This window comes from Paenibacillus sp. LC231 (assembly GCF_001860525.1).
GTDB lineage: Bacteria > Bacillota > Bacilli > Paenibacillales > Paenibacillaceae > Paenibacillus_AQ.
Map to the genome: position 1 here is coordinate 436,023 of NZ_JFOM01000037.1, position 23,451 is coordinate 459,473.

At 51.8% G+C, this 23,451-nt stretch carries 23 protein-coding genes; 6 read left to right on the forward strand and 17 right to left on the reverse strand.

The features are described 5' to 3' along the window. Positions 1-26: 26 nt before the first annotated feature. The 10 genes from AK95_RS23095 to AK95_RS23135 all read right to left on the reverse strand — a co-directional run bounded on the left by AK95_RS23095 (position 27) and on the right by AK95_RS23135 (position 10,478). The gene (locus tag AK95_RS23095) at positions 27-1,634 is read right to left on the reverse strand and encodes an ABC transporter substrate-binding protein (RefSeq protein ID WP_071222253.1); all 1,608 of its coding nucleotides are present in this window, start codon (positions 1,632-1,634) and stop codon (positions 27-29) included. 510 nt (positions 1,635-2,144) lie between these two features. Beyond that, positions 2,145-3,077 carry an L-serine ammonia-lyase, iron-sulfur-dependent, subunit alpha gene (gene sdaAA / locus AK95_RS23100; RefSeq protein ID WP_071222254.1) on the reverse strand — a complete coding sequence of 311 codons (933 nt, stop codon included), beginning with the start codon at positions 3,075-3,077 and terminating at the stop codon, positions 2,145-2,147. Continuing rightward, positions 3,074-3,757 (reverse strand): L-serine ammonia-lyase, iron-sulfur-dependent subunit beta, encoded by a 684-nt coding sequence (gene sdaAB, locus AK95_RS23105; RefSeq protein WP_071222255.1) that lies wholly within the window; start codon positions 3,755-3,757, stop codon positions 3,074-3,076. Before sdaAB ends, sdaAA begins: the two co-directional genes overlap by 4 nt. Before the next feature lie 39 nt (positions 3,758-3,796). Beyond that, positions 3,797-4,879, reverse strand: a complete 1,083-nt coding sequence (locus tag AK95_RS23110) for a dihydrodipicolinate synthase family protein (protein ID WP_071222256.1) — start codon at positions 4,877-4,879, stop codon at positions 3,797-3,799. Beyond that, positions 4,879-5,895, reverse strand: a complete 1,017-nt coding sequence (locus AK95_RS23115) for an NAD-dependent epimerase/dehydratase family protein (RefSeq protein WP_071222257.1) — start codon at positions 5,893-5,895, stop codon at positions 4,879-4,881. The genes AK95_RS23110 and AK95_RS23115 overlap by 1 nt, the downstream gene beginning before the upstream one ends. Before the next feature lie 187 nt (positions 5,896-6,082). Beyond that, positions 6,083-6,217, reverse strand: a complete 135-nt coding sequence (locus AK95_RS35175; RefSeq protein ID WP_256720511.1) for a hypothetical protein — start codon at positions 6,215-6,217, stop codon at positions 6,083-6,085. 131 nt (positions 6,218-6,348) lie between these two features. Continuing rightward, positions 6,349-7,443, reverse strand: a complete 1,095-nt coding sequence (locus AK95_RS23120) for a DUF4349 domain-containing protein (RefSeq protein ID WP_071222258.1) — start codon at positions 7,441-7,443, stop codon at positions 6,349-6,351. A 170-nt stretch (positions 7,444-7,613) separates the two neighbouring features. Then, complete coding sequence (locus AK95_RS23125; RefSeq protein ID WP_071222259.1) at positions 7,614-8,945, reverse strand: hypothetical protein; 1,332 nt, start codon at positions 8,943-8,945, stop codon at positions 7,614-7,616. Between the two features lie 168 nt (positions 8,946-9,113). Next, entirely contained in the window at positions 9,114-9,716 is a 603-nt protein-coding gene (locus AK95_RS23130) for a DUF421 domain-containing protein (RefSeq protein ID WP_071222260.1), read from the reverse strand. Positions 9,717-10,025: 309 nt separating this feature from the next. Continuing rightward, entirely contained in the window at positions 10,026-10,478 is a 453-nt protein-coding gene (locus AK95_RS23135) for an SRPBCC family protein (RefSeq protein ID WP_071222261.1), read from the reverse strand. A gap of 222 nt (positions 10,479-10,700) precedes the next feature. Between AK95_RS23135 and AK95_RS23140 the strand changes: the two genes are divergently transcribed. After that, positions 10,701-11,501 (forward strand): helix-turn-helix domain-containing protein, encoded by an 801-nt coding sequence (locus tag AK95_RS23140; RefSeq protein WP_071222262.1) that lies wholly within the window; start codon positions 10,701-10,703, stop codon positions 11,499-11,501. Positions 11,502-11,519: 18 nt separating this feature from the next. Then, complete coding sequence (locus tag AK95_RS23145) at positions 11,520-11,978, forward strand: SAM-dependent methyltransferase (protein WP_071222263.1); 459 nt, start codon at positions 11,520-11,522, stop codon at positions 11,976-11,978. Between the two features lie 107 nt (positions 11,979-12,085). Here the strand turns inward: AK95_RS23145 and AK95_RS23150 are convergent, their stop codons facing one another. Next, positions 12,086-13,702, reverse strand: coding sequence for a Na/Pi cotransporter family protein (locus tag AK95_RS23150; RefSeq protein WP_071222264.1), 1,617 nt, complete (start codon positions 13,700-13,702; stop codon positions 12,086-12,088). Between the two features lie 106 nt (positions 13,703-13,808). After that, positions 13,809-15,425, reverse strand: a complete 1,617-nt coding sequence (locus tag AK95_RS23155; RefSeq protein WP_235613216.1) for an ATP-binding protein — start codon at positions 15,423-15,425, stop codon at positions 13,809-13,811. A 242-nt stretch (positions 15,426-15,667) separates the two neighbouring features. Between AK95_RS23155 and AK95_RS34970 the strand changes: the two genes are divergently transcribed. Genes AK95_RS34970 through AK95_RS34980 form a run of 3 tightly spaced genes read left to right on the forward strand, consistent with a single transcriptional unit; the run spans position 15,668 to position 16,280 of the window. Next, the gene (locus tag AK95_RS34970; RefSeq protein WP_235613209.1) at positions 15,668-15,859 is read left to right on the forward strand and encodes a hypothetical protein; all 192 of its coding nucleotides are present in this window, start codon (positions 15,668-15,670) and stop codon (positions 15,857-15,859) included. A 9-nt stretch (positions 15,860-15,868) separates the two neighbouring features. After that, entirely contained in the window at positions 15,869-16,105 is a 237-nt protein-coding gene (locus AK95_RS34975) for a hypothetical protein (protein WP_235613210.1), read from the forward strand. A gap of 1 nt (position 16,106) precedes the next feature. Further along, complete coding sequence (locus tag AK95_RS34980) at positions 16,107-16,280, forward strand: hypothetical protein (protein WP_235613211.1); 174 nt, start codon at positions 16,107-16,109, stop codon at positions 16,278-16,280. Positions 16,281-16,446: 166 nt separating this feature from the next. Here the strand turns inward: AK95_RS34980 and aspA are convergent, their stop codons facing one another. The 3 genes from aspA to AK95_RS23175 form a co-directional block, all read right to left on the reverse strand. After that, on the reverse strand, positions 16,447-17,907 hold the full coding sequence (gene aspA, locus AK95_RS23165) for an aspartate ammonia-lyase (RefSeq protein WP_235613212.1): 1,461 nt from the start codon (positions 17,905-17,907) through the stop codon (positions 16,447-16,449). A 220-nt stretch (positions 17,908-18,127) separates the two neighbouring features. Continuing rightward, the gene (locus tag AK95_RS23170; protein ID WP_071222266.1) at positions 18,128-19,492 is read right to left on the reverse strand and encodes a sensor histidine kinase; all 1,365 of its coding nucleotides are present in this window, start codon (positions 19,490-19,492) and stop codon (positions 18,128-18,130) included. Further along, on the reverse strand, positions 19,489-20,208 hold the full coding sequence (locus tag AK95_RS23175) for a response regulator transcription factor (RefSeq protein WP_071222267.1): 720 nt from the start codon (positions 20,206-20,208) through the stop codon (positions 19,489-19,491). Before AK95_RS23175 ends, AK95_RS23170 begins: the two co-directional genes overlap by 4 nt. 160 nt (positions 20,209-20,368) lie before the next feature. Here AK95_RS23175 and AK95_RS23180 point away from each other — a divergent pair, with 160 nt between their 5' ends. After that, positions 20,369-21,100, forward strand: a complete 732-nt coding sequence (locus tag AK95_RS23180) for a hypothetical protein (RefSeq protein ID WP_071222268.1) — start codon at positions 20,369-20,371, stop codon at positions 21,098-21,100. 104 nt (positions 21,101-21,204) lie between these two features. Here the strand turns inward: AK95_RS23180 and AK95_RS23185 are convergent, their stop codons facing one another. Both AK95_RS23185 and AK95_RS23190 read right to left on the reverse strand, forming a co-directional pair. After that, positions 21,205-22,122, reverse strand: coding sequence for a polysaccharide deacetylase family protein (locus tag AK95_RS23185; RefSeq protein WP_071222269.1), 918 nt, complete (start codon positions 22,120-22,122; stop codon positions 21,205-21,207). Then, positions 22,094-23,416 carry an MFS transporter gene (locus AK95_RS23190; protein ID WP_071222270.1) on the reverse strand — a complete coding sequence of 441 codons (1,323 nt, stop codon included), beginning with the start codon at positions 23,414-23,416 and terminating at the stop codon, positions 22,094-22,096. The genes AK95_RS23185 and AK95_RS23190 overlap by 29 nt, the downstream gene beginning before the upstream one ends. Positions 23,417-23,451 lie beyond the last annotated feature (35 nt).

A 23,451-nucleotide genomic window follows, 5' to 3' on the forward strand; every position in this document is an offset into this window, starting at 1 on the left:
GCCATCACTCCTATTTCTTCTGCAGATTAATTCGTGGCTTCATCCAATCTCTTCTGGGCTGCGTTGAAAATATCGACGAGCTGCTTGGCTCCCTGCTTCTCAGCCTGAACCTGCCATTGCTGCCACTCGGCATCGCCGTAGTTTTTGTTCAGAATGTATTTTGCGTTAAATTCATCCGCTAATTTCTTCAGGGAGGTTTGGACTTCCGCAATCGTTGCGGTTTCGTCATCCGTAAAGTTCACAACCGGATCCAGCGGCTCGAATTTATTGCCGTTCAGCAGCTTATCCTGAGCCTCCTGCTCCTTCTCCGTGTAGTTGAAGTACACGCTGCGCTTATCGGAATTGACATACAGACCTTGCAGCCACAGACCATAACGGTCCTCCAGCACGCTGATATCCACCAGCGGCACATCGGTCAGCTCCGGATAGACGGCTTTATCGCCTTCCATCTTGAACGTCTCACCTTCCACGCCCATCGTTACCAGCGTTGCGCCGGATGGGCTCGTCAGGTAGTCGAGCAGCTTCAGGGCGGCTTCCTTGTTGTCGTTGTTTGCTACCGCGATGCTGAAGCCGTTCGTGATGCTCTCGATCGTCTTGCCGTTGCCGGTCGGTCCAACCGGATTTCCGTATCTCAGGTCATAATTCGGGTTCTGATCCTTCACCTGGTTGTAGAACAGGTCCAAACGTCCGATCCAGTCATAGGTCACAAAAGATTTATTGCCTGACGTCATTTTCGCCGTCCAGGAATCGTCGGTGTCCGTCATGAATTCCGGATCCAGGAGTCCCTCGTTGTACAGCTTCTTCATGAAGTCGAGCATTTCTTTGTGCTCTGGCTGTATCGTAGCGTATTTCCACACCTTGGCCGTCTCGTCGTAATACGTCGGATAGTTGGCTCCGCCGATTCCCCAGCCGAAGGCCCAGTCGCGGAAAATGTGCTCCTTCGTCTTGGAGGCGTAAGGATAGGAATCCGGATAGGCTTCCTTCAACTTTTTCAGAGCCTGGTAAAACTCATCGGTATTCGTCCATTCCTTGATACCCAGCTCATCGAAAATATCTTTGCGGTACAGGAAGCCGTGGTTGACGTCACGGTTAATGTTCGCAACCGGCCAGGTATAGATGTTTCCGGATTCGTCTCCGAAGGACGGAATGACCCATGGGTTCTCGTCCACATACATTTTTTTGAAGTTCGGCAGCATGTCGAGATATTCGTTAATGGCAACAACCGCTTTCTGTTTGCCGATCTTCTTCAGCTCCGGAGGCGTCAGCCCATGGATAATGTCCGGAAGCTTGCCGGATGCAACGGTTACTTTCAGTTTGTCTTGAAACGTAGCCGAGGAATAAGCCTGGAAATTCACTTTGATTCCGGTTCGCTTCTCGATTTCCTTGGCAAGCAAGGAATCGTTCAAGTTGGTTTTCTCGCTGACGACCATCCAATTGATCGTTGTCGGTTTATCGACCAATGGAAGCGCGAGGCCGCCTGTATCTCCATATTGATCGGGATCTGCCGGTGCCGTTGGAGGTGCTGTGTCTCCGTCCGTTTCGGGAGCTGCCTCTTTATCTCCTCCGCTGCATGCGGCCAGGATCGAAATGATTAATGTAAATACGAGTGCCATGCGAAACCACTTATTTGTCATGTTCGTTCCTCCTCTTAATCCATCATTTTGAATGCGGCTGACTGAATCTGTGTGATCGCTACTCTACCCCCGTCATTTCCACTCATCTGTGTATGTTTGCTTACTCATCCGGTCCGCACTGCAAATGCAAGACGCTTCCTATCACTCCTCCTTGTTGGGGAAGATCCCCAGCTGAACGCAGGGAATATTCTAAAATCTTTAGGGCAGCCGATGCCGATCCCCGGTACGGATTTTTCTACCCATCCACATCATAAAAACGCTTCCACGATTCGTAAAGAAGCGTATTTCTGCGAGATGGTGTTTTTTCTCGATCAAGCGAATAAAAGGCCAAAAACCCGCATGATATCAGGCTTTTTGGGCAGGTGGAAAATGCTAAAGCGGTAGAAATAGATAAAAAAAGTGAGGAATTTCATAACGAAATCCCTCACGGAGTATGTTAAATTTCTTCTCTTCCTCATCGTATATTAGAGAAGCTGACGCCTTAGGCGTTATAAGAAAATGGGAGTGAATTCATTCATCCGTTTCGTCTTTCTTGGCTTTGGCACCCTTTTCCCGTAATTTCTTGCCTTCCTTGCCGTACAAATCCTTCAGGATTTTTTTGCCTGTCGGCGTCTGCGCAAGTCCACCCTTCGCCGTTTCCCTGTGCTTGGACGGCATGGCCGTGCCGACTTCCAGCATCACGTCAATCACTTCATCCGATGGAATGACACTGCGTACTCCGGCAAGCGCCATATCCGATGCCGCCAGCGCGGTCACGGCGCCGAAGCCGTTGCGCACGATGCAAGGAATCTCGACCAGTCCGCCAACCGGGTCGCAGATGAGCCCTAAGGAATTTTTCAGTGCAAGTCCAACGGCATGAACCGCTTGCTCCGGCGTACCGCCCCGCAGCTCTGTCAGAGCGCCTGCCGCCATGCCGATGGCTGAGCCCACTTCGGCTTGACAGCCGCCCTCCGCACCGGAAATAAACGAATTATTGGCGATCACGTAGCCGATCGCGCCTGCGCTGAACAGCCCCATCACCAGATGCTCGTCTTCCCAGCCGAAGCGCTCCTGCGTGCTGACAAATACGCCGGGGATAATGCCGCAGGAGCCTGCTGTCGGCGTAGCCACGATGCGCCCCATGGAGGCATTCACTTCGGACACGGACAGCGCGTAGGCCAGTGCCGTGCAAGCGTCGGTACCGAGCGCAGGCACCCCGCTGCTCATATATTGATGTACGCGAACGGCATCCCCGCCGGTCAGTCCGCTTTTGGAAGGAACAGGTTCATGGATCCCCCGGTGCACCGCTTCCTTCATGATGCCATAATAATCGGCCATTTGTTTAAACGTCTCTTCCTTGCTCTTTCCGGTTTCCTTGATCTGCTCATTCAGCATCAGCTGGCCGATCGTAACCTGGTCCTCCCGGCAGCATACGATGATTTGCTCCAGCGTAGAAAACTTCATGACTGCGCCTCCTCTACTGTCAAATCCGCAACGACGACGCGGTGCACGCTCGGCAGCCCTTCGATATGCTTCATCAACTCAGCCGGGACCGCTTCATCCGACTCCACCACCGTCATGGCATCGCCGCCTCTTCCCTTGCGGTCCACGTCCATATAGGCAATGTTGACGCCGCCGGCCTCCAGGAGCCGGGTGATATGCGCGACCATGCCCGGCGTATCATCATGAAAGACCAGCAGCACCGGGTAATTCATCGTAAACTTGACGTCGAAACCGTTCACGCGCAGCATTTCAACACTGCCTCCGCCAATGGAAGCGCCTGCAATGACATCGGTATGGTCGCCGTCCGTTAGCCTCAGCTCCACGGTATTCGGGTGAAAGGCCACATTCTGCGCCGTTTTGAAATTAAGTTCGATGCCTGCCGCCTCCGCAAGCTCGATCGAATTCCGGATACGCATATCATCCGTGGCAAAATCGAGCAATCCGCCTACGACAGCCAGATCGGTGCCGTGGCCGCGGTAGGTTTCAGCAAAAGAACCGTAGAACACAATTTCCGCTTGATCGGGGAATGCTCCAAATATGCGCCGCGCAGCCCTTCCGATCCGCACGGCCCCAGCGGTATGAGAGCTCGACGGCCCCACCATACTGGGCCCAATAATAGAAAACACATCTTTAAACCGCATGCGCGATTCCCCACTTTCAACTATTCTGCCCTCATTGTATCAGTCCGCCAGCCAACTTTCCAAGTGCTCTTGAATAAATTCGTCATCGTTCAAATGCGGATAATCGCGGTAGACTCTGTCAATCTCTTCAGATTGCCCGGGAGACAGCGTTTCATGCGGATTCAGGCACCATGTTCCTTGCAGCAGCCCCTGCCTGCGAAGCACCTCATGGATGCCCGGAATACAGCCTGCAAACTGATGTGCGGGATCGAAAAAGGCTGCATTGGAGTCGGTAATCTCCACATTGCGTGTGAGCCACTCCTTCGCGAATCGCTCCTCTGTACGCGCCTCCTTGATTTCTTCCAGCAGCTCTACCGCTTTCTTGGTCCAGACCGCCCAATGACCGAGCAGACCGCCGACGATAGGCTTGGTGACCGGCGTCCCATCCACTTGGAATTGATACGTCGTCAGCAAATCGTTGACGATATTATCATCATTCCCCGTATAGAGCGCAATGTCATCTCTGCGGCTCGAATAACAGACGGCACGAACGACGTCAATCGTCTGATAGCGGTTGAAGGGAGCCATCTTGATTGCAACGATATTCGGAATTTCGGCGAAGGCGCGCCAAAAGTCGAAGGAGAAGATGTTGCCGCCAACCGACGGCTGAAGGTAGAACCCGATCACAGGCATCCTCTGCGCAATCTTCTCCGTCCGCCCTAGAATGTCTTCTTCACTCCAGCCGCTCAAACCGCCCATGCTGAGGAGGACGGCGTCATAGCCGAGCTTGCGGGCGATCTCCGTTTCCTCTACAGCCTGCTCCGTGGGGCCGCAGACGCCGGCCACCATCATGAACGGCCGATCTAGATCCGCCTTGCGAACCTCTTCTGCCGCAAGTCGCAGCACGGGTTCATACAAGTCGATGCCCTTGTCGCGGATCTCGAATTGGGTTGAATGAACGCCGACGGCAACACCGCCCGCACCGGATGCCGCATAATAGCGCGTTAATGCCCGCTGGCGTCGTTCGTCCAGCTTCCGGTTCTCATCCAAAGCAAGCGGGTGACCCGGTATAACAAGCCCTTCATGCAGGGCTTTAAGCTTCTCGGGGGCTAAACGTTGAGTTGCAGGAACCTGTCCGCTCATTAGAATTTCCCCTTTCTCTCTTGGAAGTGAGTCGGCTTATTCCAGCTCTCGCCGCCCGATTGCACCCATGCTGCGGTCCAGTCCAGCATCTGCAGCAGAGTCACCTTCGGATAACCGAACAGCTGGTGGGATTTCGCAGCATTGTTCAGGAGCGCGGTCTCGGATTCCGTACCCGTAAAGGTCACTTCCTTGCCCATCCGTGCCGCCAATTCCTGTGCCGCCCAGCGGATCGACATCGTCTCCGGTCCGGTAATGTTGATAGTTTCCGGAGGAGAGCTGCAGTGCAGGAGCGAACGGAGCGCCATCTCGTTGGCATCTCCTTGCCATATGATATTCGCATGCCCCATCGCCAGGTGAATCGGCCGATCCTCGTGGATCGATCTGGCCAGCTCATGCAGAACGCCGTACCGCATGTCGATGGCATAATTCAGGCGGTAAATCGCCATCGGCGTACCATTCTGGTGGGAGAAATATTCAAAGACGCGCTCTCTGCCGAGACAGGACTGCGCATACTCTCCGACCGGCTCCGGCGCTACCGATTCGTTGACTCCGCCGCTGCCCACCGGCGAGAACGGGTACACATTTCCTGATGAAAATACGACCATTCTGGATTGCTTAAATTTCTCGGCCACCCGGCCCGGCAAGTACGAGTTCATCGCCCATGTAAAATATTCACGGCCGGTCGTGCCGAATTTATTGCCCGCCATGTAGATCACATTTGGAGCCTCGGGCAGTTGCTGCAGTTCCCCATCGTTCAGCAGGTCGCACGAAATCGTCTGAACGCCCGCCTCCTCCAGCTCACGTCTAGCCTCCTGGTTCGAGAACCGCGATACGCCGATGATCCGTTTGCCGCCACCGCCTTCCCGAACGGCGTTGGCCGCCAGCCTTGCAAGGCTGGGACCCATTTTCCCGCCGACGCCCAGCACAAGAATATCCCCCTCCAAAGATGCCAGATCGGCAACAAGCTGTGCTGAAGGCTCCGCCAGCTTCGCTTCTAATTCTGCAACGGTTAACATGAACAATCTCCTCCTCCGATTGATGATTCTTCTTCATCATACGGCCCCAATTGATATAAAGACAAATCTTTAAATCGTCTTTAAATAGGTAGACAGACCGAGTTTAGAGGAAGTTTTTCTTGCGAGATAGAGATACTAAGCCTCGAATGTTTATACTTTCTTATCTCTTAAAAAAAGCTCCCTGGTCTCAGGGAGCAAACGAAACGTTCAGCACGATGTGTCGAAGCACGAGGAAGGCAATGATAAAGGAGGCTGCCAGCCCCAGCATCGTGAAGATGACAATTTTCTCAACGCGGGTAAATTTGACCTTCGTTTTATTCATCACGATCACCTCGTCCTCCATTATAATACATATTTGATATCCTATTCCAGAAAGGTGGTTCTGAAGATTTGCCTTGCCCTTCCTCTGGATTTTATGATCGTTCTTTGACGTATTCGAATCTGCTCTTGCCGTTACTCGTCTTTCAATCGTTTTTCCTCGTCCTTGTCACCTTCCGGATGCCCTTGCTCAGATGTCGGTCCGTTATTGAGCAGCTTTCGTATTCGGGCTGCCTCTTCCCGTTTCCGCTGCCCCGATCTTCGCACCAGCCATAGGATGAGCAGAACGAAGGCCGCGATGACCAATAAGGGAAGCGAGCCGGAAAGGATGACGATAATCCATTGGATGATGATGGTGATCACATCGATGCTGCCCTGAAAAGCTTGGGAAACCCGCTGTCCGAGCGGCGCTTGAATGGTGGACGCTTTGGGATCATCCTTTTTTTGGGGCGACTCGTAAAGCCTGATTTCTACCGTAGAGTAAGACACGTTTTGGTCAATGTAACGCATCCGGCCTTTCATCTGCTCGATTTCGGATTGAATGCGCTCCAGCTCGTTGGCAAAAGCGACAAGGTCGGTCGTTTTGGTCGCTTTTTTCATGAAGGCGACGTACTGCTCCTCCATGATTTGCTTGGCCTTGAGCCTGGATTCCAAATCGATGTATTCCTCAGTCACGTCCTGCCCTTCGATGCTTCGCTGCAGGCTTTCATGCGCAATGTTCTCCAAACGGTCTATAAAGGAGGAGAAACCGTTCGCAGGAACTTTCACAATAAACGTGCCGCCTTTTTCGCTGCTGGACTGGGTTTCGCTGAAATTAACAATATAACCGCCGGAAAGCGTCACTGTGTTCCGGACTTCCGACTGCGCTTTTCCATAGTCCTGAATCTCCATTACGATATTCGCTTTGTACATCAGCTTTTGGTTAAGGCCGCTTGACAAATCCTGTGGGTTAAACCCTGCGCCGGAAGTCTGGGCAGGCGATGGCATATTCGGAAGCTCAGCATCCGCCGATGCCGGCTCCTCGGCGCTGTTCTTGCTCTTATCCGCCGTTTCGCTTTCGGCTTTCGCCGCACCTCCATCTGTTTTGTTTGAGGCTTGATCCGTCGATGTTACTTGCTTTTCGATGGGCGCGGCACCTCCGGCGCTTTTGTCTTGAGAACCCGATGAGCAGCCGCTGACTAGCAATACGATTAGCATCAAAGCAGCAATCCATGAACCCCGCTTTCCCATACTTCAACCCCCTGTAGACAAATATATTCCATTTTATCTACTAACGGTTCCATCATCTGGAAGGTTGCAGACGCGCTAAAAAAACTCTCCAAGCGGGACCATACCGGAAAGGCGCCTCCTCCGTCGCATAACGGAAGAGGCGCCAGTGTTCCCAAAGTTATTTCACAACGCTACTCCAAAAACGCGAATCTGAATATCTGCCTTGGCCTTCCCCTCGGCACCTTCTCGATTCCGGCTATCTCAACCAAGTCGTTGTCGGTCCACAATTGGAGCAGCCGATGTGCACTGCGGACGGTAATGTCCAGCAGGTGAGCGAGCTCATGGACCTTGTATTCATATTTACCCGAACGGGCACGCTGGTTCAGCAGCTTGCTCAAGTAGGCGCTCGTCATCCCTGCGTCCTCTGCCCGCTTGATCAGCCCTGCATCCGTAAAGGACAGCACCTCCTGCACAGGGTCGGACATCTCCAGCGGTCCGATCAGCGTGCCATCCTCACGCACGATAAAGCAGGCGTTGCCGCCCACCTCCTTGGATTTCCGCATCGCGATTCGCGCATTGGTTCCCGCCGTGCTGGCCGACTGGCCAAAGCCCATGCCGATGCTGAGCGAAATACCGTAGGTTTTATTTACGTCTTTAGCCAAGGGGATCGTTTTATAACCGCCGGTTTCCCGTTCAAAGATGCCTCGTGTCGTGAAGAACAAATACTCGTCCCCGCCCAGATGGGTCAGATAGCCGTCCAGCGATTCCACATAATCGAGCACCATCCGGTGAATGTCCAGCTTCAGCTTCTGCACCTCATGCTCATTATTCCGTCTTAACGCCTGAGTTCCAAAATCATCTATATTAATCATCCCGACCACGATCTGGCCTTCCCTGCTGCGGCGGGATGCCGTAGACAGCAAAGCCCGCTCCAGCGATACCACGATATCCTGATCGGAAGGCAGCAGCCACTCATTAGGGACCCCGAGCCTCGTCAGCTCATGGGCCACCGCTTCCACACCCGTGAACGCAACGGAGCACGCGCCAGATTCATATTGTAGACGGTGAAAAGCAATCAGGTTCTCCTTCGGGGCATAAGCCGGTCCATCGTAAATGGCGGCCTGTACGGCCGGGATACCCAGATCCCTTATCGTCCGGACCACCATCGTCTCGGTTAAAGTATCCACCGATATGCCGCCAGCCAGTCTTCCCCGCTGCCCGGCATGGAACAACGCTTTATATAAACCCGCGTCCGTGACGGGGACATAATGGACAGGGATCGAGAACTGTCCGAGCTCTTTCACCTTGCGCTGGGTCAGCGGATCCGAGAGGAACAACACCTCAACCTCGCCTCCGATCCGCTCAGCCAGTGCCGGCGCTTCGCCATCATCCTGAAAAACAAGCGGTACGGGGTCAAAGGAAGGAAAGGTTTCAATGACCTTCATAATTTTATCAACGATCGTCTGGGTTCCGATAATACCGATACGAATTTGCTGGACAGAGAGTTGCCTCCGCTCCGTCATGTTTCATTCACTCCCATCTTTCCCATTGCCGGGAAGCCGCTTATCGGCAAACCGGCATGGATACCTAAATCATACCCGCTATCGGAAATTTGGCAAGTGAAAGAACCAAAAGCGAAGCAACTCCCACTTTTGGTTCTCAACTGATTCGTCATTTCATTCCAGTTCTAATTACTGCCATTTCTCCGGCACTTTCGACTGATGGCCGTTCTTGATTTCAGAGAAGAGGCTGGCAGTGGAGCTGGTCTCCGATTGAGGTGTGGCAGGGACAGGTACAATCTGGCGAATGAGCGCCATAAGCTGGTTAATATCCTCTTTTGTAGCCGGTTGCTTATGGCTCTTCAAAGTGTATCCCAGATTTCCGCTGACCTCCAGCGTAGCCCACTCCACGTCCGAAATATTGGCGATTCCCGCCTGTCTTAGCCTCATCTCCAGCTTATCCACCGTGAGTCTCAGCTTGTCGAGGTTGGCCTCATGAAGTTTGCCGTGTTCAATGACCACCACCGATTTACCGGAGATTAACGTCTCCAGCCCGTCAGCCTTATACTCGATGTACTCCATAATAACCATAGAGAGAATGAGGACGGTAGCAACGCCGATCGTAACCCAATAGCCCTGACCGCTTAGAGGCTGTACGAGCAATGAACCAATCCCGATCATAATGACAACCTGCGTAATGGTCATCTGTGAGATGGATTTCCTGCCGCCGATCCGGAATAGGATGGTTCCGGCAACAATAATTCCCACCGCCTTCAAAATCATGATCCAGCTCACCCTTGGACCTCCCTTCCTTTTTAGGTATAGAGTTTCCCTTATTGGTACAATCTATCCATCTGCTGGTACACACCGTAAATAGGCTTCTGACTGCTCAGACTCCAAACCTCCTATAAAAACACACGGTGAAGGAATTAACGACTTATACGCCTGCTGCCTGCCTCTATAAACCCCCGTAAAAAAAGAGCCATTACGGCTCTTTAATCGACTTTCTTTCCTGGGATATAACGATTCCATGCATCATGCGTACGGTACAGTCCAGCCGGATGCTTGGTTGCTGTCGGCCATATGCGATTATTCACCATGTGGCTACCAGCCTAAATCCAGGGTTTTCCCCGTCTCCGCATAGGTCTTAAGAATGCTCATGGTCATCCACCAGCCATCCGCTGCCTTGGCACGGGACGGGTGATTTGGCGTGTATTGATCATTGACGAGCGTCAGCTTGGTACAGTTCCCTACCGGCTCAAGAGTGAATGTAATCCGAGACTCCAGCTCCTCATGATTGGCATAATACGACGGCCCCGGATGCTCGGACAGACTCAGTGTCTTCTGCGGCTCATAAGCCAGAACCTTCCCATAGACATGAACCGTCTCCTCCCCGTCATTCCCCGGACCCACATAAGCATAAGGCTCCCCGACTTCAAATGAAGATCTCAGTTCGCTCCCGAAAAAGGTGGCCCGCGTACCCTCCGGCGAAATTAAGACATCCCATACCTTCTCCGGCGAAGCACCGATATAGAAATCATATTGCAACGGCTCCATGCAGTTTCCTCCTACCCTCTATAAAATGCGCAGGAAGACCGACTTGTCCTCCTGTGATATGATGATGTTATCAAGCAGCTGCGATCCAAGTATTGTAAAAATGCGACAGGCTGCAACCTATGGAATCACTTCAAATCATTTCAAGCACAAGTCCCGTATGAGGCCAGTGATCAGTGGTCTATCGATCCAGCCTGTTACGGATAATTGGAGGTGTTTATATCCATGATTCAGCATCCTCATCAGTCCAGCCTTGGCATTTTGAACATGAAAAGAGCCGGAGAGAAGTTCCAGCTCCTGCGAGTTCCCCCATCCAGCGACCTTTCCTATTTCATCAAGCATTACTGGATCATTCATTGGGATTTAACCGGCCAGGAGCCTCATCTGCAGGATGTTGTTCCTAATCCTTGCGCAAACTTGGTCGTTCAGCCTCATCGAACCGCTTTTTACGGCGTATCCAGCACCAGGCATTCCCACCGTCTGGAGGGGAGGGGCCAAGTATTCGGAATCAAGTTCAGACCCGGCGGATTCTATCCGTTCGTGAACACGCCCATGGACCGTCTGACGGATTCCTCCATAGGGACCATGGAGATTCTCCGAGTCGACCCCCATGCGCTGGAACAGCAGCTATTGACCGCAGAAGAACCGGAGCAAAAAGTCAGGTACATGGAGGAGCTTATCCGCCGTGTTCTCCCCGAAGAAGACGAACAAATCGAACGGATTCATACCATCATCGATCACATTCATCACAACCGGGACATCATCCGGGTCGAGCAGGTTAGCGAATGGTTCCAGATGAGCCCGAGATCACTTCAGCGCCTGTTCAAGCAGTACGTCGGGGTAAGCCCTAAGTGGGTGATCCGCCTGTACCGGCTGCAAAATGCCGCCGAAATGCTTGAAGGCCTTGATCAACAGGATGTACTGCAATTGGCCATGGACATGGGCTATTACGACCAGTCGCATTTTATCCGGGATTTTAAAGCGGTGATCGGTAAAACGCCGGAAGTTTATATGAAGGAACGATAACCTGAAGGAGGTTAATGCATGTATACGATACAGGCGATCGGAATGGTCCATAACGAAAGAAAGGCGATTCAGGATGATTACTGGGGGGATGTCATCTCGGAGATCAAGCTGGGCGAAGCGTGGGATGAAAGCTCCCTGGATGGGATTGAAACGTTCAGCCACCTTGAAATCATCTATGTATTCCATCTCGTCCAGGACGACAGCATCCAGTACGCGGCGAGACACCCGCGAAATAATCCGAACTTTCCCAAGGTCGGTATCTTCGCCCAGCGGGGCAAGAACCGGCCCAACAAGCTAGGAGCCACCATGGTGGAGTTGGTAAGCAGAGAGGGCAGGTCCGTTTTCGTAAAAGGGCTGGATGCCATAGACGGGACTCCCGTCGTTGATATCAAACCTGTCATGGAGGAGTTTTTGCCGAAGACGCAGACCAAGCAGCCCGAATGGGCTACGGACATTATGTCCCGTTACTGGGAATAAGGATGAAGTACTTTATCCCATAACAAACAGCGCTGGCATGCCCTGTCCCTGAGTTCTAAGGACTGGCTTGGCCAGCGCTGTTTCTATGGAATCCATATCGATTAAGCTTACTCCTCGTGCATGACGAACTGAGCGATGTTCTTACTGTGGTCTCCGACACGTTCCAAGTTGCTCAGAATATCGAGATAGACCGCTCCAGAGTTTCCTGTGCACAGATTCTGGTTCAACCGCTGGATATGACTCTTGCGGAACCTAACTTCCATCTCGTCTAATTGCCGCTCATAGTCCAGCACCTCTTGAGCCGCGGCCACGTCATTATGCTCTAACGCAGTCAGCGCCCGTTCCACTGCCTTATCAGCCAGGGATAACATTTCCTTCAACTCACGCCCGGCTTCCTCTGAGAACTCAACCTTTTTATTGATGCTGAATTCGGAGAGCTCCACGATATTTTCCGCGTGATCGCCGATACGCTCAATATCGTTCACCAGTTGGAACCAACCGGAGGCTTTTTCGGACTCCCCTTCGGGCAATCCGTTCTGCTGCTGGATTTTCACCATATAATCCGTAATCTTCCGATTCAATTCGTTGATAAGCTCTTCCTTCTGCAGGGCGAGTTCCCCTACCCGAGATTCCTTGGTAAAAAAGAAGGTAGATGCATCATTGAGTGTCTCGCGAGCATATTGCCCCATACGCAATATTTCATGCTGGGCTTGTCCAAAAGCAACCGCCGGCGTTGCCAGTAAACGCTCATCCAGATAGATCGCCTTGAATTCAATTTCCTGCAATTTGCCCGGAATGATCTTGGTTACGAACCATGCCAGCGCCGGAATTAGAGGCAGGAAGATCAGGGCATTGGTCGTATTGAAGATGCCGTGAGCGTACGCGATTTGCATACGGATATTAACGCCTTCACCCAGCCACGCCACCAGAGAATGCACGGGAATCAGCAGAATCATGAAGATAATGGCACCGATGACGTTAAAGATGACGTGCACCAAGGCTGTTCGCTTTGCGGCGACTGTTGCGCCAATCGAAGCAAGCACTGCCGTAATGGTGGTCCCGATGTTATCGCCAAACAGGATCGGCAGCGATCCTTGCAGGCTGATCATGCCTTCGTCAGCAATCGTCTGCAATATACCGATGGTCGCGCTGGAGCTTTGCACAATCACCGTGAACAAAGTACCAACAATAAGAGCCAGGATCGGTTGGTCCTTTAGCTGGATCATAAAATCCGTGAAGGCAGGAAGCTGACTAAGCGGCTTCACCCCACTGCCCATAGTCGACAACCCTAGGAACAGGGTACCAAAGCCAAAAATCACTTGGCCAATATATTGGAATCTTTTCTTGTTAAAGAAAAATAAAAAGAACGCCCCTACCGCAATAATGGGCAGTGCATATTCTTCAATTTTGATCCCCACGATAAATGCAGTCATGGTTGTGCCAATGTTGGCGCCCATAATAACGCCTATGGCTTGTCGAAGTGTCATCAGTCCCGCATTGACCAGTCCGATCGCCATCACGGTCGTTCCTGATGAGGATTGAATCAGAATCGTGACACCGACACCGACCAGCACGCCCAGCACCGGGTTGGACGTGTATTTCTCCAGCAACCCGCGCATTTTGTCTCCTGCTGACTTCTGCAGTCCGTCCGACATATACTTGATGCCGAACAGAAAAATGCCCAAGCCGCCTACAAACTTAAATAGGATATCCTGCCAATCCAAGAAAAAAATCCTCCTTTAGATGTCAACCTCGTAGTGTGGATATAAAAACCCTCTAATAATTTAGCATAATATCACAACAAGTTACACCTATCTAAGTATCGACATATTACGAGATCGGCAGACTTATTTCGACCGATGTCCCTCGCTCTTCCTCGCTCCGGATGACAATCCGGCCATTATGGCTCTCCATGATCCGGTGGACGATCATAATGCCAAGGCCATTGCCGTCCGGCTTGGTCGTATGAAATGGCTCCCCAATCCGCTGAAGCACATCGTCCGTCATGCCGGAGCCGTTATCCGTAAAGATCACGCGTTGATATCCTTCCTGCACATCCAGATGAATGTGAATGTTCCCGCCATGCGGCAAGGCTTCCATCGCATTCTTCAGAATATTAAGAAAAACTTGCTTAATCTGGTTCCGGTCGCATAGAATCGTAGCATTCTGCCCGATGTTTCGGGTCATCTCGATCCCGCTAAGCTCCGCCTGGATCGCAAACAAGTGGAGCACCTCATCCAGAATTTGGCCGCAGTCCTCAAGCTTAAAGACCGCAGCCTGGGGCTTGCCCAAAATCATAAATTCCCCTACCATCAGATTGGCCCGTTCCAGTTCGGACATGATCAGGTCATAGTGCCGAAGACAGCCCTCCTTATTCGCCAACTGGAGCATTCCCTTCACCGTGGTGAGCGGGTTACGCACTTCATGGGCGATGCTTACGGCAACCTGACCGGCAAACACCAGCTTTTCCGTATTCCGAAGCACTTCCTCCGTACGCTTCAACTCCGTAATATCACGAAGAAAACCTACCACCCGCATGAGCTGTCCCTCACGGTCGTAAGCAGGCTGAACATCCAGTATATAGTGATTCATGTTTCCGGATATCTCAAGCGAAAGCTCTTCTCCGATGCAGATTTGCTGCCTGTGTATCACACGCTCATAGTACTCACCAATCGGTTTAATACCAAACACCGAGCGACCCACATATTGGGTTCGTCTCCTATCACTGCCGCCGTCCGGGCACAGCAGGCTTAAGCTGGTTTCGTTCATCTCCAGAATCTGACCCTTTGCATCGGTAATGATCACGCCATAATGATTTGTTCCGAGAAGCACCTGATTCAAGGTTTGCAGCTGCGTGTTCTGTTTGCGGGTAACCATCTCCCGTTCCAGGGAATCGGCCATCGTGCACAACAAAGCATGCAAATGCGGGTGAACAAACTCCCTGTTCGTCATTAGAGAGATCGTTCCTAGGATCGCCTTCCCATCCTCGCCGTAAAAGGGAGCCGAATAACATGCCATACGGTGAAGAATGTGATGAAAATGGTCCTCTCCTATCAACGTAAACGGCCGTTCGTACCGGAGACACAGATCAATTGAGCTTGGACCGTCTTCTTGGGAATAGCCGTTGCCCTCGGTGATACCCAAATACCGGGCTGTTTCTATGATGGTCGGGTCCCCTTCCATATCAAGAATGAATCCCTCGTTATCCGTAATCGTAATCACGACAGGGTTCCCTGATCCGGAAGAAAGGAACTTATTCACGAAAACCTGTATCACTTCGATGTATTCTTTATATTTTGCACGTCTTGCGGCCAATACTTCGTCATTCAATCGATTCGTATGTGTTGGAACCAGCTCCGGGTTCATCCCCTTGTCTATACACTGCTGCTTCGTTTGCCGAATGATCTCCTGATCGGTTATTTCAACACATCGATTATCCAAAACCACATACCCCTTTTTATCATACTGCCACATTAATGTAACCTAACGTTTATTCTATCACTTTTATCGGCAAATGGAGCCTGCCAGTAATACTTAATGCGAATGTAAACATGGCAGCTTTCATCTTAACATTTATCAAGGTATACGGGATGAGCAGATATTTGGAAACATATTCTTATATTCTCCTCCTGTTGATGTAACAAATTTACAGCAAAGATCCGTTTAGGATGTAAAGGAGATGAGAATCCATGTTCAAACCCAATATGGCTTACTTGTTCCTCATGGCCGTTCTATTTCTTGTAACAGCCTGTTCCAGCAATCAAGCTGAAGCCCCGGCCCCATCATCTGATCCTCCGACAACTGCAGTGACGGACTACAACAGTACGGCGGAAAACGTATTTTCATTATATGAAGGAGAAGACATGAGTACCGAGGATTAGGTCACGAACATGCTTGCTCAATTGGAAGGCATGGACTGGACAGAATACAACCGCCTGAGCAATGGCAAAACATTGGAGACTCTTGAGCTGCTGTATACTCACCGGTCCCATATCAAACCCGAACATTACAGGAGCCTGTTTCTGGCAACCACCAATCTGGACGGTGCCTCTGCCGAGCAATATGCTGCCATCGCAGGGAGAATGGTTTACCAGGGACACGGAGGGCGTAGTTCGAGCACTCGCTGATTTGAGTGACAACGATATTAGGCAAAGCGTCATATCCAGTATTGCTTACCATCTTGGTTATCAGAATGTTGCACAGGTGAAAGAAGAGCTCGAGCAATGGCAAATGAACAAGGAGCTGGATGATCCCGAGAAGAACATCATCGCCTCTCTTATAGCCGCACTCAACAATCCATAACACCCATCACACCCTTGCACTGCGGGTCATTTGTTGCAAATAGCTAACACGGTTTCATAAGCCTTTATCTACAACATCTGTCAGAGATAATTGACAGCACCAAAAAAGAGCCGATCCAAGATGACATCTTGGTCGGCTCTTCGTATCGATCAAACGAGGGTACACCTTATTGGTTCAGCAGGAACTCTTCTCCGGCAATACCTGGGGATGTCATATGATAAGGGTCCAGAATGACCTGGATCTGTTCCTCTGTCAAAAGACCCTGCTCCAGAATAATCTCCCTGATGCTTTGGCCTGTCTTCTGCGCTTCCTTCACGAGTCTGGAGGCTACGTCATAACCCAGATGCGGGTTCAATGCCGTAATAATGCCGTAGCTGTTATCCACGAAGTACTTGCAGCGTTCCTTATTCGCCGTAAGATCGACCATCAGATTCTTGTAGAACACATCCATGCCGTTCTTCAGGATTTTGAGGGAATGCATCAAGTTGTTCGCTGCGACAGGAACCATGACGTTAAGCTCGAATTGCCCGGCTTCGCATGCCAAACTGATCGTATGGTCATTGCCGATAACCTGGAACGACACCTGGTTCATGACCTCGGCCATCACCGGATTGACCTTGCCCGGCATAATCGACGAACCCGGTTGTCTTGCAGGTACGTTCAATTCGTTCAAGCCCGCTCTCGGGCCGGAAGCCATCAAGCGGATATCGTTGCACATTTTCGAGAAGTTCACGGCACACACTTTGAGCGCAGCCGACAATTCCATATACGCATCGGTATTTTGGGTGGCATCGACCAAATCTTCAGCTTGCTTCAAGGAGAAGCCTGTCTGCTCAATTAAATGCTGGACGACACTGTGCATATAGTCCGGTGTTGCATTAAGCCCCGTACCCACCGCGGTCGCCCCCATATTAACGACTAACAAGCCTTGCGCGGCCCGCTCGATCCGGTTGATGTCACGAGTCAGAACATTGGCATAAGCCCCGAACTCTTGTCCGAGTCGAATCGGTACCGCATCCTGCAGATGCGTGCGCCCCATCTTGATGACATCATCAAATTCCTTGGCCTTCTCCTGAATGCCGGCAACCAAGGTCCGGAACACCTCAAGCAAATCCTGTGTCAGACGGTAAGACGCGATTCGGATCGCCGTCGGAATGGCATCGTTCGTGGACTGCGACATATTAACATGATTATTAGGATTGCAGTAGAAATACTCGGCCTTCTGTTTCCCCAAAATCTCCAGCGCTCGGTTCGCTAATACCTCATTCATATTCATATTGATCGAAGTGCCTGCTCCGCCCTGAATGGAATCGACAATGAATTCGGAACGGAGATTGCCCGCGATGATCTCGTCTGCCGCCTCTATTATGGCACTGCCTATCTTTTTCGGCAGCAGGCCAAGCTCCATGTTCGCCAGGGCTGCGGCTTTCTTAACTTCGCCCAGTGCAGATATCAATTCTGCATGGATGGGTACCCCGCTGATCGGAAAATTCTCTACCGCCCTAACCGTATTAATTCCGTAATAGGCTTCCACAGGAAGCTGTTTTTCCCCCAGAAAATCTTTTTCAATTCGATACTGCATATCCATGGACAACATCACCATCGCCTTTTGATTATTTTGTATCATGCTTGTCACCTGTTATCATCCAGCTTGCCCGGATATATACAGAATTCTGCCTTCCCACTTGAAATCCTCTATAGCTTACGCGTTTTGTTAGAGAATATTGAATAATATGTGCGAATGCGCAAAAAAAAGAGGCCTTACCTAAGTATAATTACCCAGAAAAGCCCCCCCTTACCCCATCGTGATGATTCTGTCTGTAGCCCATGATGGGGACACACCTGAACTAGAAGACGGCGGTCTTCCTATGCGGAGGGAAACCTACCGAGATGACGGCCCCTCCCTCCGTTCGATTCCCTGCCGTGATCAGACCTCCGCAGCGCTCCACAATGGCCCGAGCAATGGCCAGACCCAGACCGGACTCCCCATTCTTGCCCTTCACAAACCGGTGGAACAAATACGGCAGCAGTTCCTCGGATATGCCTTCGCCATCATCGGAAACGGTGAGGAATACCCGGCTATTTTGGATTCCGGCTTGAATGTATATATGCTTGCTCGCGTGCCTTGCTCCATTCGAAACGATGTTCAGCAGCGCTTGCAGCAGCTTATCCCGGTCAGCATACACCATTAACGATTCGTTATCGCCATAGGAAAGATGCACGAACAGTCCTTTTTTCACCAAGACCGGATTGACTCTTTCGATCGCTTCCTCCACCAGCTCCTTCAAATTGACCGCTGTTGCCTTAAAGATATCATCCTCGCTGTCCAGCTTCGCGAGCAGCGTCATCTCGGTCACGATATTGGTCATGCGGCTGCTCTCACTCATAATGATATCCAGCCCTTTGCGGATCTCCTCCCCTTCGAATACCCCGTCCCGAATTCCCTCCGCATACCCGGAGATGGACATAAGCGGCGACTTCAGCTCGTGGGATGCGTTCTGGAAGAATTGCTTCTGCACATGATTGTACCGCTCCAGCTCACCCGCCATTTCGTACACGGACTCTGCAACTACGCCGATCTCTCCGCTTGCCGACACCCGCTGAACTTCGGAGAACTGACGCTCTTTCACCTTCTTCAATTCCTCCCGCAGCAGCATGAGCGGCTTAATCAATCTCTTGGTGATGAACAAGCTTAAGATAACCATGATTACGCCTCCCACAGCAAATACGAGCATCAAACGCCCCATCAGCGCCTGCTCAATGGCCTTTATCTTGCTGATCGGAGTGATCAGTGTCATCGTCCCTTGAGGAACCGCCGTCACCTCGGTGAGGAATTGACCGCTCCCCGCTGCGGATGAGTATGAAGCCACAAAGTCCGGACGAATCGCCTGACTTACCATGGATTGTGCGGAGGGAGTTACCGGACTCGAGCTGACCACATTCCCTTCGTTATCCTGGATGATTACGCCTACCTCCATAACCTGTGCCGAGGTCAAGCCGCTAACGGCCAAAGGCGCACTCTCGATAGGAATGCTCTGGGCGGCGGCAGTTTCGAGTTTAGCCGTCAGCTCAGCCCCTATGGTCTGCATGTCCTTTCTCTGCGTCCCGATAAAATGGTCCATCAGCACATAATGAATCACAACCGCCGTCACGGAAAGTACGAGTATTAACGACAAGGCAAACGCAAGATTGATCTGATGCACCAGCTTCATATCGATGATTCCTCCCCATCCACTCTCATTCGGTAACCATGCCCCCAGATGGCCTCGATCGGCAGCTGCTCCACCTTCTTGCGAAGCCGTTTAATGAGATGATCGACCGCACGGTCGCTTCCAAAATAGTCTTCGCCCCATACGGAGGTTAGCAGCTCATCCCTTGTAAACGCACGGTTCGGATGCTCGGCAAACACTTTCAGCATCTCGAATTCTTTGTTGGTCATATCCACTTCTTCCCCATCCCAGAACACGCGCCGCTCCTCGAGCATTAACTGAAGGCGTCCGTTGCTGAGCTCCGGAGAAGCCGCCGCAAGCCGCGGAACACGCTCCTCATGATGGAATTTGTACCATCGGTTCAGCTGTCGCTTGATTCGGGCAACCAACTCGCGGGGACTGAAGGGCTTGACCATGTAGTCATCGCTTCCCAGCTCAAGCCCCAGTATTTTATCCACTTCGCTATCTTTGGCAGAGATCATGATGATCGGGACCTCGGCCTCTGCACGGATCCGTCGGCACAATTCGAAGCCGTCCATGCCGGGCAGCATAATATCCAGCACCCACATATCCGGCGGATTCGTTCTCCACATCTCCCAGCCCTCCTCTGCCGTGCCAAGGCCAACCGTCTTGTAGCCCTCCTTGCGCAAATAAGCTTCCACCAAATTTCGTATATGCTGATCATCGTCAACCACGGCGATGAGATAATTTTGGTTCATATATATAGACCTCCGGGCTTCATCTCCTCTCAGTATACCAATCTGTAGGAAGATGAAGGGGATTGCCATTATTTTTCCACAAATACACCAATGTTCTGCCAATGCTGACTCGTACACTGGGTACTGTAAGACAAACCAACCCCACAAGGAGTGTTAATCGATGAAACACAAACTGTTTGGCAAGCTCGCCCTGTCCGCCGCCCTGCTTGGAACCGCAGCCGTCCCCGTACATGCATCAGGAGCTGACACAAGTGGTGTACCAAAACAACCAGGCAATAGCGCACCTATACAAGCCGCCACTACCATCTCCATTCTGCCGAACCCGCTGGAATTGGCAGAGAGATATGCACCGGAAACGGTACAGGATTGGAAAGAAACACTTGAGAAGTACGGCAAGCTTGCCGGAGCCGAGGGAACCTTCTTCTTCTCGGAGGCTGCAGCTGTCGATGGAGACAACGGTGATGCACAGCCGGTTACGGGAGATGGCGAATTCGGAATTACAATTGCCGTAGAGGCTACTCCGGCTGTTGATATCAACGAGTCCCCGGGCAGCGGGGATATCAAGGAATTCAAAGCGATCCAGATCAAGGAGTTTACTCCACTAGAAGGTACGGCAATAGAAGTAGCCGAAGCTGTTAAAACCGATGCTGGCATAGTGAAACACGACGTGATCCATAGCGAGGCAGCAGGTATGGAGGCAGTGAAACTCAGCGATGCAGCAAATTTGGAAGGAGTAAAAATCAGCGATGAAGATCTGGCTTTCATCCATGCCAGAATCGACCTCTTCAAAGCCGTAGGTTCCAAGGACTCGGATGCCATTAAAGAAGCATTGGCGAAGCTGCTGGACCAATACAAGGAACAGATCGCTATGCTGGAAGCTGAAGCGAAGTAAACTTATACGTCAGCAGCAGCTAGCATCGGTCGGCGAAAGCCAATCGTACTTAACAGAAAAACAAGCCCAGCCGGTGCCGCGGCAGGGCTTGTTTTGGCATAGACTTACGTTTTTTTGGCCATTGCCTTCATCAGCTTCATGGCCGAGCGCACGCGCGGCTTTTTTAAATGCTCCTCTACATAACGGTAATCCGTCAGAATTACCTTGGCATCCCGCAGTCCGTAAGCAAAATCGTCATCGAACAGCAGCCGGTACTCCCACACCCGCTTCTCCCAATGCGGGATATTCGCCAGCATCCATTCATCTTCCGCTCCGGGATGGACGTAGGTTTCACTGACCCCTTCAGGGAGTCTGTACAGCTTATCAATCAGCGATTGCTTGAAGCTCTCGTAGGTCTCTCCCTCAACAACGGGAAACGGATGAGAGAGCAGATAATCCGGGATCGGCACGCCAAACGTGTCAGCAAGGCCTGAAGCGAGCGCGACCGGACGCTCGATATTCGGCAGCGAGCTGAGCAGCGGATCCTCCGGGTAGATATAGCGGAATAGTCGCGCGGGGAGGCGCCAACGCCAAGTCTTCCACAGCATCTGCGGAATGAGGCTTCGCCCCGTTTCCATCCCGTACAGGCTGCCCATGTGATTATCCACATGGCTGATGCGGATGCCGGCCTTGCTCGCCAGCCTATACTGCGCCTCCAACTCTTTTAGCACGGCACCCGTCTCTGCCCCTCGTTCAAACTCCTGAACGGTCCGGTATTGATGGCCGCTGGCATCATGAAGGGAGGAATGCCCTGTTAAGCTGCTCCATCGCAGAGCCTCAAATTCGCTCGTCATGGTGAGGTGCAGCCCCACATTCGGTTGGCGTCGGCGTGCCGCCCAGGAGGCCGCCTCTTCAAAGCCGGGAGCCACGGTCATAATGGTTGCCGAAGAGACTTTGTTCTCCTCCAGCAGATGCCGGATCGCCTCATTCATGGCCTTGCTCTGCCCGAAATCGTCACAGTTGATGATCAGTCTTCGCTCCATGGTCGTGCCCGCCTCCTATGGTTTTTGAGAATTCGATTTTGGTGGCAAACGATAACAGGAAGGAAATCACCAGCAAACACAATGGAACGACACTAATCAAATACCTGAAGGTCAATTCCGGATCGCTCCCCGGATTGTCACCGCTTTCATACCCGAATATCATGCCTACCACAAAAAATGCCAGGGCAGAGATCAATCCGCTGGAACGCGTAATAAATCCGCTGACAGCCGTATAGATCCCCTCTCTGCGCAGCCCCGTCCGCTCCGCATCTTCGTCGATAATGTTGCCGCTAACCATGGCCGGCGTTACCAGAAATCCCGCAAGACCGAATCCTACGCCAATGCCTGCCAGAATCCCGCTGATCAGATCATAGCCAAACCACAGAGGGATAACGGATAACCCATATACCCCTAGCGACAAACGCCATGCCTTAACGCCGTCCATCCGGCGGATCATCCAGTACCAGACGAATACCAGCGGAATGACCGATACAAACACGGCTGCCAGCAGAATAGATACTTGATTATCCGGGATATTGAGCACATATTTTGCGTAAAAAGGGATCGTCGAGCTTATTAGTCCATTTACCGTCTGAGCGAATGAATTGGAGATGTTAAACACCCAGAACTTCTTGTTGCGCAAGGTTTCGCGGAATGCTTGGACGAGCTTGAGCGGCTCGCTGGCGCTGTACGCCTCCTGCTCCCGCACGCTCATCATGCAGAGGAACATAAATACGCCGAACAGCAGCGCGTACAGAATCGCCATACTCGAAAAACCCATGGCGTCATAAATAATCGGGGTCAGCGCGGTACCGATCAATAACGCCACAACCTGGTAGCCCTGCTGGATGGCCGAGGCTTTCGCCCGGATGCGGTCTCCGCGGAACAGCTCAGGGAACAGCGCTCCGTAATTGACCCATAATACGGTCGCTACCGCTTCATACAGGATAAGGGCAACTAAGAACCACATGAACAGTCCGTTCTCAGACAATCCTTCCGGCGGCGAGAACACCAGCACGAAGGTCAGCATAAACAGCGGAATGGCGCCGAATACCCACGGCCTGCGCCGCCCCAGCCGGGTCTTCGTACGGTCGGACCAATACCCCATCAGCGGATTGTTAACCGCATCCCAGATCAGGAATACAGTTCGTGCCAGGGATGCCAGCCCTATGCCAAGACCCAATGTATCCACGTAGAAAAAGATGTAAAAGGAGCTGAACGCCTGGCTCGGAACCATCATGGCAAACATGCCAAGCGAATATGAATACGGCGAATTCACCCAACTGCGCTTCATCCGTTTCCCTCCATCCGTCATGGACGATTTTGTTG